The 14,622-nt window shown below is 59.4% G+C and carries 14 protein-coding genes; 9 read left to right on the top strand and 5 right to left on the bottom strand.

Features of this window, described 5'->3' with window-relative positions; genetic code table 11:
* Positions 1–32 precede the first annotated feature (32 nt).
* Positions 33–467 (bottom strand): hypothetical protein, encoded by a 435-nt coding sequence (locus tag FJ320_02190; protein ID MBM3924788.1) that lies wholly within the window; start codon positions 465–467, stop codon positions 33–35.
* A gap of 156 nt (positions 468–623) precedes the next feature.
* On the bottom strand, positions 624–1,439 hold the full coding sequence (locus FJ320_02185; protein MBM3924787.1) for an SDR family oxidoreductase: 816 nt from the start codon (positions 1,437–1,439) through the stop codon (positions 624–626).
* Between the two features lie 50 nt (positions 1,440–1,489).
* On the opposite strand from FJ320_02185, the gene FJ320_02180 reads away from it, so the two are divergent.
* From FJ320_02180 to FJ320_02155, 6 genes are all read left to right on the top strand, one after another.
* On the top strand, positions 1,490–2,350 hold the full coding sequence (locus FJ320_02180) for an LLM class F420-dependent oxidoreductase (GenBank protein ID MBM3924786.1): 861 nt from the start codon (positions 1,490–1,492) through the stop codon (positions 2,348–2,350).
* 80 nt (positions 2,351–2,430) lie between these two features.
* Positions 2,431–3,414 (top strand): polysaccharide deacetylase, encoded by a 984-nt coding sequence (locus FJ320_02175; GenBank protein ID MBM3924785.1) that lies wholly within the window; start codon positions 2,431–2,433, stop codon positions 3,412–3,414.
* Positions 3,404–4,318, top strand: a complete 915-nt coding sequence (locus FJ320_02170; GenBank protein ID MBM3924784.1) for a hypothetical protein — start codon at positions 3,404–3,406, stop codon at positions 4,316–4,318. The genes FJ320_02175 and FJ320_02170 overlap by 11 nt, the downstream gene beginning before the upstream one ends.
* Before the next feature lie 8 nt (positions 4,319–4,326).
* Positions 4,327–4,689, top strand: coding sequence for a VOC family protein (locus tag FJ320_02165; protein MBM3924783.1), 363 nt, complete (start codon positions 4,327–4,329; stop codon positions 4,687–4,689).
* A gap of 21 nt (positions 4,690–4,710) precedes the next feature.
* On the top strand, positions 4,711–5,109 hold the full coding sequence (locus FJ320_02160; GenBank protein ID MBM3924782.1) for a hypothetical protein: 399 nt from the start codon (positions 4,711–4,713) through the stop codon (positions 5,107–5,109).
* A gap of 87 nt (positions 5,110–5,196) precedes the next feature.
* The gene (locus tag FJ320_02155; GenBank protein MBM3924781.1) at positions 5,197–6,615 is read left to right on the top strand and encodes an amidase; all 1,419 of its coding nucleotides are present in this window, start codon (positions 5,197–5,199) and stop codon (positions 6,613–6,615) included.
* Here the strand turns inward: FJ320_02155 and FJ320_02150 are convergent.
* Together FJ320_02150 and FJ320_02145 are read right to left on the bottom strand one after the other, a co-directional pair.
* Positions 6,612–7,487: a hypothetical protein gene (locus FJ320_02150; GenBank protein ID MBM3924780.1), complete on the bottom strand. Its 876-nt coding sequence runs from the start codon at positions 7,485–7,487 to the stop codon at positions 6,612–6,614. The two genes, FJ320_02155 and FJ320_02150, sit on opposite strands and share 4 nt — an antisense overlap.
* A gap of 774 nt (positions 7,488–8,261) precedes the next feature.
* Positions 8,262–9,905 (bottom strand): ABC transporter substrate-binding protein, encoded by a 1,644-nt coding sequence (locus FJ320_02145; GenBank protein ID MBM3924779.1) that lies wholly within the window; start codon positions 9,903–9,905, stop codon positions 8,262–8,264.
* Between the two features lie 509 nt (positions 9,906–10,414).
* Here FJ320_02145 and FJ320_02140 point away from each other — a divergent pair.
* From FJ320_02140 to FJ320_02130, 3 genes are all read left to right on the top strand, one after another.
* Positions 10,415–11,167, top strand: coding sequence for a glucose 1-dehydrogenase (locus FJ320_02140; protein MBM3924778.1), 753 nt, complete (start codon positions 10,415–10,417; stop codon positions 11,165–11,167).
* 24 nt (positions 11,168–11,191) lie between these two features.
* Positions 11,192–11,947 carry a glucose 1-dehydrogenase gene (locus tag FJ320_02135; GenBank protein MBM3924777.1) on the top strand — a complete coding sequence of 252 codons (756 nt, stop codon included), beginning with the start codon at positions 11,192–11,194 and terminating at the stop codon, positions 11,945–11,947.
* A gap of 356 nt (positions 11,948–12,303) precedes the next feature.
* Positions 12,304–13,476: a PAS domain S-box protein gene (locus tag FJ320_02130; protein ID MBM3924776.1), complete on the top strand. Its 1,173-nt coding sequence runs from the start codon at positions 12,304–12,306 to the stop codon at positions 13,474–13,476.
* A gap of 61 nt (positions 13,477–13,537) precedes the next feature.
* Here FJ320_02130 and FJ320_02125 read toward each other — a convergent pair.
* The coding region (locus tag FJ320_02125; GenBank protein MBM3924775.1) for an amidase at positions 13,538–14,622 on the bottom strand (1,085 nt) is incomplete at its 5' end.

Raw genomic sequence — 14,622 nt, 5'->3', positions numbered from 1 at the left:
GGCTTTAGACCTGACGTCCAGGGCCGCGGTTTTTAGGCTTTAGCCTGGTGGTCGTCGCCGGGGCGGGCCAGGATGATGCCGGCTTTGATGGCCTGGATAACCGCCGCCGGAGCGGTGAATATGGCCATGTAGCTGACGATGAGGTTGAGGTGGTCGCCAAAGCCGCCTGCGACGTCATTTAGGGTGGTGAAGGGGTCGGCGGTGCCGACAAGGACTAAGGCTATGGCCGCGACCAGGTAGGGGATGATCTCTTTGCCGGTGATGTTGAAGAGGCCTACCAGGAGACCCATAATCACTAGAGCCAGGGAGACGCTGCCGCTAATATCATCATTGGCTATGCCCGCAATGACCGATAGGACGTAGCCCGCGATGAAAGAGATGGCGGCCGCGACGCTCGCCAGCCACTGCATCTGGTCCATTCCCCCTTTTACACGCCCACCGCCGCCATCAGACTCGTGAGTTGCCATGTTTGCCTCCTTTTTAAAGATTCATGGCTTGGCACGGGTTTCGAGCGAACCCGTTTGTAACCAGGGCAAAGCTACACTCACAGGCGTGGAAAAGTCAAGTGTTTTAGAAACGTCTAAAACGGAATATCTAAAGGTAACAAGAGTCCCAGTATTCGCCTAATACCAGGGGCCGGGGCGCTGGTATCCGCCGGTGACGTGGAGGGCGGTGCCGGAGACCCAGCGCGCGGCGGGGCTGGCTAGATAAAGCACGGCTTGTCCAACATCTCGAATGGAGCCGATGCCCAGGGGGTATTCGGCGATGCGCGTCGCCCGCTCTTCAGGCGTCCAGCCGAAGTCGCGCGATTCGATAAGGGCGGGCATGATGGCGTTGACCCGGACGCCCCGATCTGCCACCTGGGCGGACATGGCTACCGTCAGGCCCAGGAGCCCGGCCTTGGAGGCGTTGTAGGCCGGCGAGCCCCTTTTGCTGCCGGCGACTCGCGCGGCCTGGGAGCTTATGTTGACGATGCCGCCATGTCCCGCTGCCAGCATAGGCTTGAGAGCGGCGCGGGAGCAGTAGAAGGCGCCGTTGAGGTTGACGTCAATGACGCGCTGCCACTCGGAATCGGGGAGGTCCCAGGAATTGCCCACGGGGGCGTCGATACCCGCGTTGTTGACCAGGATGTCGAGGCGGCCAAACTCTTTCATGGCTAGGGCCACCAGGGCGTCGGCGTCGCGGGAGCGGCTGACGTCCATGACTGTGCTGACGGCCTTGCCGCCGACGGAGGTTATCTCTTTGACGGTGCCCTTGGCGTCCTGGAGGTCGCCGATGACGATGGAGGCGCCAGCCTCGGCCAGCACCAGGGCGATGCCCTTTCCGATGCCCTGGGCCGCGCCGGTGACGATGGCGACGTGGCCGTCGAGTCGAAAATCGTTTGGCATAGAGTCCTCGCTTAGAGGGGTTTTGCGCAAGATGGCATCAAGCATAGCCATTGCACAGAATTATTGCTAACATTTGGGCCATCTCCGAAAGGAGGCTGGCTATGAAATTTGGCGTCAATGTCACAACGTTCAAACCAGACCTCGACGTTGCCGATGTCGCACGGCGGGTTGAGGAATTGGGGTTCGAGTCCTTCTGGCTGCCGGAGCACATTCTGTATCCTGTGCAGCCCAAGTCGGCGTACTACGGGGCGTCGGACGGGAAGATACCGTCGATTATGGAAGAGTTTATGGACCCGTACGTGGGGCTGGCGAGGGCGTCTGCGGTAACGAAGCACGTTTTGCTTGGAACCAGCATTTCGTTGGTGCCGGAACACAACCCGCTGGTACTGGCGAAGAGAATATCGACGCTGGACTACTTCTCTCGGGGGCGGTTTCTGTTCGGGATGGGCACGGGTTGGCTTCAGGAGGAAGGAGAGATTATGAAGGTGGACTGGGAGCATCGATGGGCACAGACTCGCGAGTGCATCCTGGTGCTGAAGGAGCTGTGGACCAAGGAGGCGGCGGAGTTCCACGGCAAGTACTACAACTTCCCGCCTGTAAGGATGTACCCCAAGCCCTTCTCTCGTCCGCACCCGCCCATGATTATGGGAGGCACGGCCAAGAACGTGTTTAAGCGCGTCGCGGCCCTGTGCGACGGGTGGATGCCTTCCCACGCCACGCCGGAGATGATTAGGGATGGGAAGGCGGAGATAGAGAGGGAGTGCAAGGCGATAGGCAGGAACCCGTCGACGGTGGAGATTACGGCCTTCGGGCCGGGGTTGGACATCGGCCAGACGGAGGAGTTCGAGAAGGCGGGGGCGAAGCGGATGGTGGTGCGCCTGGAGCCGCCGACGGGGAGGAAGGAGGGGTTTAAGGAGCTGGAGGAGTACGCGAGGAAGCTAAAGAAGCATTTGAAGAATTAAAGCCAGGGCGAGACGTGACAGCAGACACGGCGATTAGATTCTTCGACTGCGTCTCAGAATGACAAATTGGGGAGGTTGTCATGACGCTGCCGCCGAATATGTATGATTATCTGCCTATCGTGGATAGGCCGCACATAGAGTGGCCGAAGAAGGCGAAGATAGCCTTCTGGGTGGTGCCTAACGTGGAGCACTACGAGTACACGGTGGACCTGGTGTCGGCGCGGAACCCGTGGCCCAGGACGCCGCACCCGGACGTGCAGCAGTACGCCTACCGAGACTACGGGAACAGGGTGGGGTTCTGGCGGATGCTGGAGCCTATGGATAAGTACAAGATCCGATGCACCGTTTCGCTGAATATGGCCGTGCTGGAACACTTCCCCGAGGTGGGGAAAGCGATGGTGGAGCGGAACTGGGACTTCATGTCCCATGGCATCTATAACACCCGATACATAGGCACCCACACCTCGGTGGCGGAGGAGCGGGAGTTTTACAAGGACAACATTCGCACGCTGAAGAAGCACACGGGGAAGCAGTTGAAAGGCATGCTCAGTCCAGCGATATCGGGGTCGGAGCACACGCCGGACCTAATGGCGGAAGCTGGGCTTATCTACTACACGGACTGGATGCATGACGACCAGCCGGTGCCGCTGAAGGTGAAGAAGGGCAAGCTGGTGTCGGTGCCGTACTCGGTGGAGCTGAACGATCACATCATCTTCACTAACCACTACGAGGGCGAGTACTTTGTCCAGACGTGCAAAGACCAATTCGACCGGTTGTACAAAGACGCGGACCGCTACGGCGGCATGGTGTTGTGCATACCCTTGCACCCCTTCCTCATCGGCCAGCCGCATCGTGTGAAATACCTGGAGGAGACCTTCGATTACATCATGTCCCACGACGGCGTGTGGCAATGCACTGCCGACGAAATCGCCGAGCATTTCATCGAGAATTATTACGATGAGTTCGTGAACCGGGCGGCCAGGTACGGCGATGGTGAGCCCGCTCGACAGGCTCAGAGCAGGCCCAGGGCCGGGGCCAGAAAGGGGGGCCGCCATGCCCGCTAATCGAAAGTACGGGCTGGACCACCCGCACCACAAATGGTCGACGCTGCCGGAGCGGAAGGCGCTGCGGTGGCCCAACAAGTCGAGACTGGCGCTGTGCGTGGTGGTGAACCTGGAGCACATGGACTGGAAGACGCCGTCGGGAGCCTACGAAGCGCCGAACATGGCGGGGGGACTGACGCCCCGCCCCTGGCCGGACTACGCTCGATATGGACACCGGGACTACGGGCATCGGATAGGCATTTTCCGGGTGCTGGACGCGTTGGAGGAGCGGGGTATCAAGGCCACCGTGGCCATGGACGCCATGACGGCGCAGCACTACCCCTTCCTGGTGGAGCATTGTTTACAGCGAGGATGCGAAATCATCGCCCACGGCGTCGCGGCCAGCAGGATGATTACGTCCAAGATGACGGCGGCGCAGGAGCGGGCTTACATAAAAGAGTCCATCGATGCCATCGCTGAGGCCACGGGGAAGAAGCCGCAGGGGTGGTTCAGCCCGGAGTACGGCGAGTCCACTCGGACGCCGCAGCTTCTGGCCGAGGCGGGGATTCGATACGTCTGCGACTGGCCCAACGACGAGCAGCCTTACCCCATGACCACATCGAAGGGCGAGATGTACAGCCTGCCGCTGATGCTGGAGCTAGACGACCTCCAGGCGCTGTGGTATCGGAAGATACCGGCGTCGCGGTACAGCCAGATGCTGAAGGAAGCCTTCGAAAAGATGTACGCGGATGGGGCCGAAAGCGGCCGGCTGCTGGCGCTGAACCTGCACCCGTGGGTTATCGGACAGCCGTATCGAATCGGCTGTCTGGAGGAGGCGCTGGCGCACATGACGGCGCGGGGCGGGGTGTGGTCGGCGACGGGTGGGGAGGTGGTGGAGGCGTATAGGAAGCAGATGAAGAAGTGAGGTAGTACATGGCGCAATATAAGGGACTGAGCCATATACACATAGCGGTTGAAGACCTGAAGCGCTCCATCAAGTTCTATGAGCGAGCCTTTGGCCTGAAGGAGCAGTTTTGGGACGGCCCTAGCATGGTCTTTTTGAGCACGCCGGGCGGTTCAGATCTTATTACGCTGAGGCAGGCAGAGAAGGGGGAAGCGGTAGGGCCTGGGGGCGTGGGGCATTTTGGTTTTGGGCTGAAGGACAAATCAAAATTGGACGAAGCGGTGGCGGATGTGGTAAAAGCAGGCGGCAAACTTGTCCAGCGAGGCGAGCACCAGCCCGGCCACCCTTACGCCTATGTGAAGGACCCTGACGGATATTTGATTGAGCTTTAGCGCTATTAAAACAGAGGACTGATGTCTCCGAACTTAATAGCAGGCCTGACTCCGAAGGCCGCTAGTCACATCTGTATGCGCCAATGCAAGGCGATGTGCTGTCGCGGCCCGATAATACTTCGCCTGACTCGCGAAGAGACGGCGGCCTTCCGCAGTCACGCCGCGGCGCTGGGTGTCGCGGTAAAGATTACCCAGGCCCCTGATGGCGCTGGCTGGGTCCGTTTTGCTGACCATGCAGGGGAGCGCTGCCCCATGCTGGACGACGTTACCTCTGCCTGTCGAATCTATAATGACCGGCCTCATCGCTGCCGTGCCTTCCCAGAGGCCCCCACGCCTGGATGCGCGATATCGGGGTGGCAGACGGGTGATGGCGAGGTTGGATTATTAACTCTAGAGAAGGTAAAGGGCCCTGGCGTTTGAACTGTGGAAACGAGTTTGCAGACAAAACAGATTCTTCAACTACGTCCGAGTACGGACTTCGCTCAGAATGACAAAGAGGAGAACTGAATGAAAAAGTCCAACATCCCCTTCCTGACTGCCATGGAGCTATCGAGGCGGATTAAGAACCGGCAGGTGTCGGTGGTGGAGACGGTGGAGGCATACCTGGCGCGCATCGCCAAGCTGAACCCGCTGCTGAACTCCTACATCACCGTCAGCGCCGACGAGGCGTTGGAAGCCGCCGCTCGGGCGGATAGGGAGATAGGGAAGGGGCAGTATCGGGGGCCCATGCACGGCATACCGGTGGCGGTGAAGGACCAGGTGCTGACTCGAGGTGTCCGCACCACGGCGGGGTCTCTGATACTGAAGGACTGGGTGCCGGAGGAGGACGCCACGCTTATCAGCCGGCTGAAGCGGGCGGGGGCCATTATCATCGGCAAGACCAACATGACCGAGTTCGCTATCACTACCAACCACCACTTCCCCTACGGTATGACCACCAACGCGTGGGACACCAGCCGGTTCGCGGGGTCCTCCAGCGGCGGATCGGCGTCGGCAACAGTGGCGTTTATGTGCGCAACGTCTATAGGTGAGGACACAGGCGGCTCCATACGCGGGCCGGCGGCGGTGAGTGGGCTGGCGGGGCTTCGGCCCACTTGGGGGCTGGTGAGCCGGTACGGGCTGTTGGGCGCGGCCTGGTCCATGGACATCGCCGGGCCGATGTCGAGGACGGTGGAAGACTGCGCGATGACGCTCCAGGCCATCGCGGGCTACGACCCCAAGGATGACTCGACGTGGAAGGTGCGAGTGCCCGACTACGTCCGCGCGCTGGACGGCGGCATCAAGGGGCTGAAGGTGGGGGTGGTGAAGGAGCGTATTCATACCGACGATGCGGCGCCGGAGGTGCGAAAGGCGGTGAGCAAGGGCATTGGCGTGCTGGGGGAGCTGGGGGCGGACGTGGAAGAGGTGTCGCTGCCGATGATTGTCCACTCGGCGGCGTTTTCGATGACGGTGTGCCTGGTGGAAGGGGCGGCGGCGCATCGCCAGTATATTCCTGACAGACTGAACGACTATCAGCACGAGCTGCGGCTGGTGCAGCAGGTGGGGATGGTGATGCCAGGGCAGACCTACTACAAGGCGCAGAAGCTGCGGGAGATGTGGCGGCAGCAGATGCTGGGGGCCCTTAGGAAGTACGACGTGCTGGTATACCCGACCAGCCCGTCCCTGGCGCCGCCGGCGCCGCCGCCGACAGGCTTGCAAAACAAGGCTGACGCCAAGGCGGACCTGTACGGACGCCGCAGCTTTACGCATCCGGTGAACCTGGCCAGCGCCTGCGGGCTGTCGGTGCCGTGCGGGTTCAGCGAGTCGGGGCTGCCCATAGGGATGCAGATCATCGGGCGGCCCATGTCGGACGCGATGGTGATGCGGGTGGGGCACACCTACCAGCAGGCGACGGACTGGCACGAGCGAAGGCCGCCGGTGGGTTAGAGGACGGGGGCGGGAATGGCTGCGCCGTTGGCAGGCTGTTTCAGGCGGATTTTGATAGTGTCGATGGCTTGGGTGGGAGAGGGGTCAATGCCTTGCAGCAACGCCAGGTAGTAGCTTACATAATCGCCCAGCAGGGTGGTGAGGAGTACCTGGGCGATGGGCGACCGGCCTTGACCTTGGACGGTGATGGACTCGACGCCATGGGCGTTCAAGACATCACTGGTCAGTTGGTAGCGCAAGGCGACTCTATCGTGCAGATATTGAGGCTTTAGCAGCACGGCCACGGCCAGTCTTCGGACAGCGTCGGGCTGGGCGTAGCCGACCACGGCGTTATGATTTATCTCCGGAATGACGTCCCACATGCTCCAGACCTTGGCGTTCTCGTTAAGCTGGGTCTTCCATCGGTGGGCCACGCCCCGGAAGATACCGCCGCCGTAGATGACGGGCAGCCGTCCCAGGAGGGCATGGGCTAGCTGTTTGGCCTGGTTGCGGTCTGAGGGCGCCCGCCGGCTCATCTGGCCGGGCTGGTGGGTGTACGCGTCTTCTTTCCCCTTTTCGCCCCCTCTCTCCCGCACGACTTCCCCAGTTGACCCCGGTCTCGTGTCTGAAATATCCGCTTGCTCATGAGCGTCGCTTTCTTTGGATTCCACAGGGTTTTCGTCAGCGGTATCCATGTCTCTTCTAGGAGTCCGCTCGTCCCACTCTTTCTTGAACGGGGTGTCCCGACGCATCTCCTGGCCTTCTCTGTCGTCTTCGAAGGCTTCGCGGTTGCTCCTTGCCTGCTCTTCGATGCCGGGCCGCTCCTCCGGGGCTTGCTGCTCCGGCCCGGCGCGTGATCTTTCACAATGTGGCGGCATCTGATGTTCCTCCATAAGCTAAAGCCCGGCTGGAAGCGGGTGTGATGAGATTCAAGATGCGGGCATCCTGTAATGCCAAAGCGATCTCAGCCGGCGAGTGCGTTTAATTCAATCCGCAATGTTTGGCAGGCCCTCCTCCTCATCACAGCCACCCCACTGCCATGCGTACGCTAAAACTTATCTGAAGCGCAATTCAATCCAACCGCTGATAACTGTCTAGGGTAGCGGCCCGCCTCAGCGGGCCGCTACCCTAGACCTGTCGTCTAGTGATTGTGCCTGGACCCTGAAAACGAACCTATGAGGTTTATCAGCAGCACTACCGCAGCGGCTATCAGCAGAAGCCATACAAAGGCTCCCCAGTTCACCGCAAACCCTACAAGCCATAGCACTATTAGCACTATGAAAATCAACCAAAGGATTCCTGCCATAGTAGCCTCCTTCAGGCTGCATTCAGCCGTAGCGTTTGGGGAGAGGTGAAATTCTCTATCGAGACTTACCTTATCAGCGAGCACGCCGCGTCCCATCCATCAAAGCGACAACCCAAAGCTATTCGTGGAGACTACTAGAAATATCCGTTTGCATGAGATTTGTAAGGGACAGAATGCACACAATCCAATAACTAGCGATAGCAGAACGCCGCTGAGGGGCAGAAGCGCCGCCTGGATCGCTTATCGGCTTAAAATTTTCCCTGACGTTGCATCTAAAAGGACTATCCATAAGATGCGTGGAACGCGGCAAAGAAAAAGCCCTCCCATTTTGGGAGGGCTTTTTCTTGCGTCTTAGCGTGAATTACCGCTTCTGCACGGCCTTAGTGTACTCGTGGTATCTGATGGGTCCCATGTGAAGCTGATTTACCGCGTAGTCTTCAACGACGCTCTGGTTTATAGCAGCCTCTCCGAAAATCCAGAGGAGGGGAACGCTGTAAGACTCCTTCAACCAGAGGGTGCCCAGGTCTGATGCCAGCTTGCGGCGCTCATCCAGGCTGGCTATCTCATTGCATTTCTTCCAGAAGTCGGAGATAGGCTCGTGCTCCATGTAGCCAATACCAAGCTCCCATACGTGGGCAAAGGCTACCGCCGCGCATATGGGGTCCAGAGACTCGGCGGCCGTTCTGAGCCATTGACTGCGCTCCCTGGCCCGCGCCACTGTCCGGAACTCGCCAAAGCTGTTCACAAACTCCAGCTTTGACCTGACTTTGATGGCATTAAAGTGCTGAACAAAGCGTTCGCACATGTCCGGCCACTCAGGCACGGTCTGATGTACCCGGAAGCAGGTCAGCGTTATCTCGAACCCGTCGGGCACACCGGAATCAGCCAACAGTTTCGAAGCGGCGGCGGGATCATAGGGGTAGGGATAACCGCCGTCCTTGCCCGTCTTGCCTTCAGGGCCGGGGATAGGAGCCCATTCGTCCTTCCAGTCGTCGCGCCAGGGCGGGAAGTAGCTGACAGCCGGGAACGCCTTTCCGTCAAAAAAGACCTTGTTGATTTCGTCACGGTTGATGGCCAGGTTCAAGGCTCGGCGGACGGCGGGCTTCCGGGTCGGGTCGTTGACGTCGTAAGCCTTGGAGGGGCCGCAGGGTGCGCCGGCTCCAGGAAGAGGCGTGCCGTTGACGCAGTAGGCGTTTTGCCTGTAGTACATGATCTGGAGCGAGCTATGGAGTCCCGGCAGAGTGCTCTTCACGGTTTTGAAGCCTGAAGTTTCCACCTGCTGGCGCTGCGAGCGCAGCAGGGGGATGATGTCCACTTCTTTAGCCAAAAGCTGGGCCAGCCGCGTAGCAGCCTCTTGCACAAAGAGTATCTGGAGTTCGTCAAACTCCGGGGTCTGCCTATAGTGACCCTTTACTGCCTTGTGGAGGAAGTTCTGGTTGGCGGAGTGGCTGACATAGCTCCAGGGGCCGTTGCCAATGGGGTTTGCCATGTAGCCGTCTTCCCCGCCCACCGCATCCCAGTGCTGCTTGCTCACGATACCGGACTCCCACTCGTCCGAGAAGAAGAAGGCGGCGTCCAGCCATACTTTGGGGGAATGGAGGATTACACGGTTGTCGTTGACAACTTCCCAGTTGCCCGCGCCGGAACCCAGACGGTTATTCCATTCGCCGGGGCTTTTGGCCTTGGAAGTTTTAACCGCGCCTTCCTCTCCGTTTAAGAGGTCCCAGGTAAGCACTACGTCCCTGGCGCTGAAGGTGTAGTTATTGAAGGCCTTGCCGTCTCTGTAGAAAGGAACGCCCTGCCTCAAATCGAAGGTCCAGTCCTTGCCGTTAGCGGCAACCGCCCACTTGCTGGCAAGCTGCGGCACCTCAACATTGGTGCGAATGTCCCGTCCCACCAGATGCTCGTAGGAAGGCATAATCTTTTCGGAGGTCTGAGTCTGCGTGTAAGGCACAGTGAACTGCTCGCCGGGAGGCGGGACGGCTACCCGTAGCCGGGGTTGCACGGGAACGCTTGCTCTGGCCGTGGGCGTGGGGGACGACCTGGAAGTGGACGTTGCGCCGGCGGTCTGTCCGGGGGCCGGCGTGCCCTCCTCATCTTCACCGCAGGCAAGGATGAAGAGCGTGAATAGCGCCGCCAGGGCTAGTATGCCAAGGCTTGATATGCGTCCTAGCCGTAAACCGTTGCCCATGGGCTGCCTCCTTAATGGCTTTCCTGAGCGAGACGCAAACTACCACTTGGCCCTAGCCTTGTCAAGGATATGTTACGAATGCAGGCTACTTGTCTTGCTAAGGAAGCATATAAATGCGCTAATGATCGCCTCCTAAGTACTTGCCGTAGATTTATGCGTAAGAGTCCAACGATAGTGATAACATACCCGGAGCATTTTTAACTGTCGCAATGGGATCTGGATTCGCAAGATGGAATTCCACTTATAGACTCCATTGACATGACCTATTCGGCAACCTACACTCCCTCCGACTAAAAATTAGGTAAGCCGACGTGGAGGACTGGATGCGATTGGAAGGCAAGGTTGCGCTTATTAGCGGCGGCGCTCGTGGAATTGGCGAGGCGGACGCGCGGCTCTTCGCCAAGGAGGGCGCCAAGGTTGTCATTGGCGATGTGCTGGAGAAGGAAGGCCGGCAGGTGGAGGCCGCGATAAACGAGCAGGGCGGCGATGCCGTATTTCTCAAACTCGACGTGACCAACGAAGCCGACTGGTCGCGGGCCGTGGACGCCACGCTGCAACGATTCGGCAAGCTGAACGTGCTGGTGAATAACGCGGGCATCAGCGGCGTCCAGTGGATGGGCGAGATGAGCGTGGAGGTCTGGAACAAGATAGTCGGCACCAACGCCATGGGCTGCATGCTGGGCACTCGCGCGGCCATCCCTGCCATGCGGAAAGCCGGAGGCGGCTCCATAATCAACATCTCGTCGCAAATGGGCATCGTCGGGTCCGAGTTTGGCCACCCCATCTACACCGCATCCAAGGGCGCCATTCGCGCCTTCACCAAGGCCATAGCGGTCCACCACGCCAAAGACAAGATTAGATGCAATTCAGTCCACCCCGGGCCTATCGCCACCCCCGGCAACGAGGCCAGGAGGCGCACCCCCGGTTTCAACGAACGGATACAGGCCCAGGTGCCCCTGGGCCGTCACGGGCGTCCGGAGGAAGTGGCCTACGGCGTACTGTATCTGGCCTCAGACGAGTCCAAGTGGATCACCGGCATTGAACTGGCTATCGACGGCGGCTGGCTGGCGCAGTAGACCCCAGGAGGAGTAGAAGGACCTATGAGATTTAAAGACAAGGTGGCTCTGATCACCGGCGGCGCCAGGGGCATGGGCGCGGTAGAAGCCCGGATGTTCGCCAAAGAGGGGGCCAAGGTCGCCATAGCGGACATTCTGGACAAAGAGGGCGGCGCGCTGGAGAAGGAGCTGTCCAAGAACGGACACGACGCCGTCTACCTTCACCTGGACGTCGCCAAAAGCCAGGACTGGCGAAAAGCCATGGAAGCCATCGAAAAGCGGTTCGGCAGGCTGAACATCCTGGTCAACAACGCGGGCATTCGCGGCGAGTTGAAGGACCTGGTAAACATAACTGAAGAGGACTACGACCGTGTGCTGGCCATCAACGCCAAGGGCACCTTTCTTGGCATGAAGTACGCTATACCGGCCATGCGGCAGGTGGGCGGCGGCGCCATAGTCAACATATCGTCGCTGGTGGGCATCATCGGCAGCCGGGGCCGCAACGCCGCTTACGACGCGTCTAAGGGCGCGACTCGAGTTATGACCAAGACTGCGGCTATCACCTACGCCAAGGAGAACATCCGCGTCAACTCCATCCACCCCGGGCCTATCGACACGCCGATGACTGAGGAGAGCTATCGCGATCCGGAAGCCAGGGCCCGCTCTCAGAGTCGTATACCCCTGGGCAGCATCGGTCAGTCGGAGGACGTGGCCTACGCCGTGCTGTTCCTAGCTTCAGACGAGTCTTCCTACATGACGGGCGCGGAGATTGTGGTGGACGGCGGGATGATGGCGTATTAACGCCGAACGTTCTTCCGTCTCGCGGAAAAGATTGCGATTTCTATAATGCCAGCCTGCTGTTTCACATAACAAGGACGGGGCGGAGGTGACAATGGGGTGGAGGACGGGCTGGCGCGGAAAGTCTTCGCCGTCACTGAGAAGCCTATTATTGCCGCCGTGGAATGCCGCGCTTTGAGCAGCGTTAGCGGCGCATTTTCATGTTGAATTCTAAGCTGATAAGCCTTTCTAAACAGCCGTCAGGTCTTGAGTTTCACGGAATTGGACCCGCGGCGTCAAATGTCAATGTTAGTCCCGTATAGGGGTTGGGATAGCGCGTATCCGAGATCAGTATTTAACCATAAATAAAGGAGTGAGAAATGGCCCGCGCAAGAGTCCTGGTTGTGGAAGATGAGGCTATTGTCGCCACTTATATCATGGATATTTTGAAGAGGTTGGGTTATGAAGCTGTTGGTCATGCCGCTACCGGCAGACAGGCCATTGAGCAGGCCCAGGCCCTTGAGCCTGACCTGGTGCTGATGGATATCAGGCTGCAGGGGGAGATGGATGGGATACAAGCGTCGCAGGCTGTGAGACAGCGGACTAGGTCATCGGTGATTTACATCACGGCCCAGGCCGACACTGAAACTGTGAAAAAAGCTTCCGCCACTTATCCCCTGGGCTATCTAATCAAACCCTTTGATGAGAACACTATTAGGGCCACCCTGGAGGTGGTGCTGACCTACCGGAGCATGGAGAAGAGGCTTCAGGAGAGCGAAGAAAGGTTCCGACGAACCTTTGAGGATGCCCCCCTGGGTATGATTATCCTGGCGCCGGACTTTCGCATCCTGGAGGTCAACCGGTCACTGTGCGACATACTGGGATTCAGCCGGAAGGAACTCCTGGAGGGTGCTTTGTCCGACATCACCCATCCGGACGACCTGCCTGAGAGCCTCTCGCTGGCCCTGCAGATAGCTCAAGGGACCATGCCGAACACCAAGCATCAGCAGCGCTGCGTTACCAAGTCCGGCGAAGTGCGATGGATGCAGTTCAGCATAACAAAGCTCATCGACTCAACAAGCTGCGACCCGCATGTCCTGGGCATGATGGAGGACATTACCGAGCGCAAGCAGGCGGAGGAAGAGCTAAAAAGACGGGAGGAGGTCATAACGCAGCTCTCCATGCCCATTCTGCGCATTGGAAGCCGGCTGCTCCTTCTGCCCCTCATTGGCGCGCTCAACCGGCAGAGGGCCAGGCTATTGACGGGGCAGCTCTTAAACGCCATCCGTACCCATCGCGCTAAATCGGTGGTACTGGACATGAGCGGCATGGCTCTTATAGACCAGGACGCGGCCAATCATCTGATCAATACCATTGAGGCTTCCCGTCTTCTGGGGGCCCGAATGATCATCACGGGTTTAAGCTCCGACTGCACTGCCGTCCTGGTATCCATGGGCGTGAACGTAAGCAAGCTGAATGTAGAAGGCGACTTGCAGAGCGGCATAGAAAAAGCACAAATGACACCCGGAGTTGGCGTTCCTCAGGCACACTAGCGCATCCCCTTTAGGCCGCGCGGCGCGGCCTAAAGGGCTGACATCGGCGGCTGCAGGGGTGTCAGGAAATAGGCGGCCTGCGGTTATGCCAGTCGGTGGCTTCCTGATGAGCGAAGCCCACCCGCAGCACCGTGTCCTCCTCAAAGGGCCTACCGAGGATCTGTAAGCCTAGGGGCAGCTTGGTCTTGGAAAAGCCGCTGGGCACAGAAAGGGCCGGCGCGCCCACCACGTTACTCAGGCCGGTAAGAGTACGGCGTGTGTTGATGGTCTCCCGCTTGAACTCCTCTTTGGTGCCTAGGCCGGGCTTGTCTACAATGAGGGGAGCGGGTGCGGCGGCGGTAGGGAAAATGAGCACGTCCACCGTCTTCATAAGCTCCATGTACTGGGCGCGAAGCATGTGACGCAATCGCTGCCCCTTGTAATAGACCTGCGAAGGCATGATGCTGCCAACTAGCAGCGTGATCTGCATGTTATGGTCGTAGTCCTTAAGGCGCTCCCGGACCGTCTTGTGGTGGACCATGGAGCCTTCCAGGTAAACAATGGGGCTGTATAGGGCGCGGTCGTGGACGGACATGGGGAGCGATACGTCCCGGACCTCGGCGCCCAGTTCCTGGAGGACCTCGGCCGACTTGAGAGTGGCGTCCTCAACTTCCTTCTCTATATTTTTGGCGTAGAGTTTCTCTTTTAATATGCCGATGCGAAGCCCCTTGATGCCGCCCTCCAGAGACCTTACGTAATCAGGCACAGGGCGTTTCCAGGAGTGGGGGTCCTTAGGGTCGTAGCCCGCGATGGCCTGGAGGGTCATGGCGCAGTCTTCTACTGTGCGAGACATCGGGCCGACGGTGTCCATGGACCAGCAGGAGCCGATGATGTTGTGCCTGCTGACGCGCCCCTGGCTGGGCCGCAGGCCCACGATGCCGTTGTAGGAGGCAGGGCCTCGAATGGAGCCGCCGGTGTCTTCGCCCAGGGCGGTGGCGCACATATACGCGGCGGTGGCGGAGCCTGAGCCGGCGCTGGAGCCGCCCGGCATGTGCTTCAGGTTCCACGGGTTTCGAGGCACCCCGAAGGGGTAGTGATAGGTGTAGGCCATAGCGAATTCGGTGAGGTTTGTCTTGCCGATCATGATGCCGCCGTTGCGCTTGAGCT

It is taken from the genome of SAR202 cluster bacterium, assembly GCA_016872285.1.
Taxonomy (GTDB): domain Bacteria; phylum Chloroflexota; class Dehalococcoidia; order Lucifugimonadales.
The sequence above is the reverse complement of the archived record's forward strand: the minus strand, read 5'-3'. Positions and strand labels throughout refer to the sequence as shown.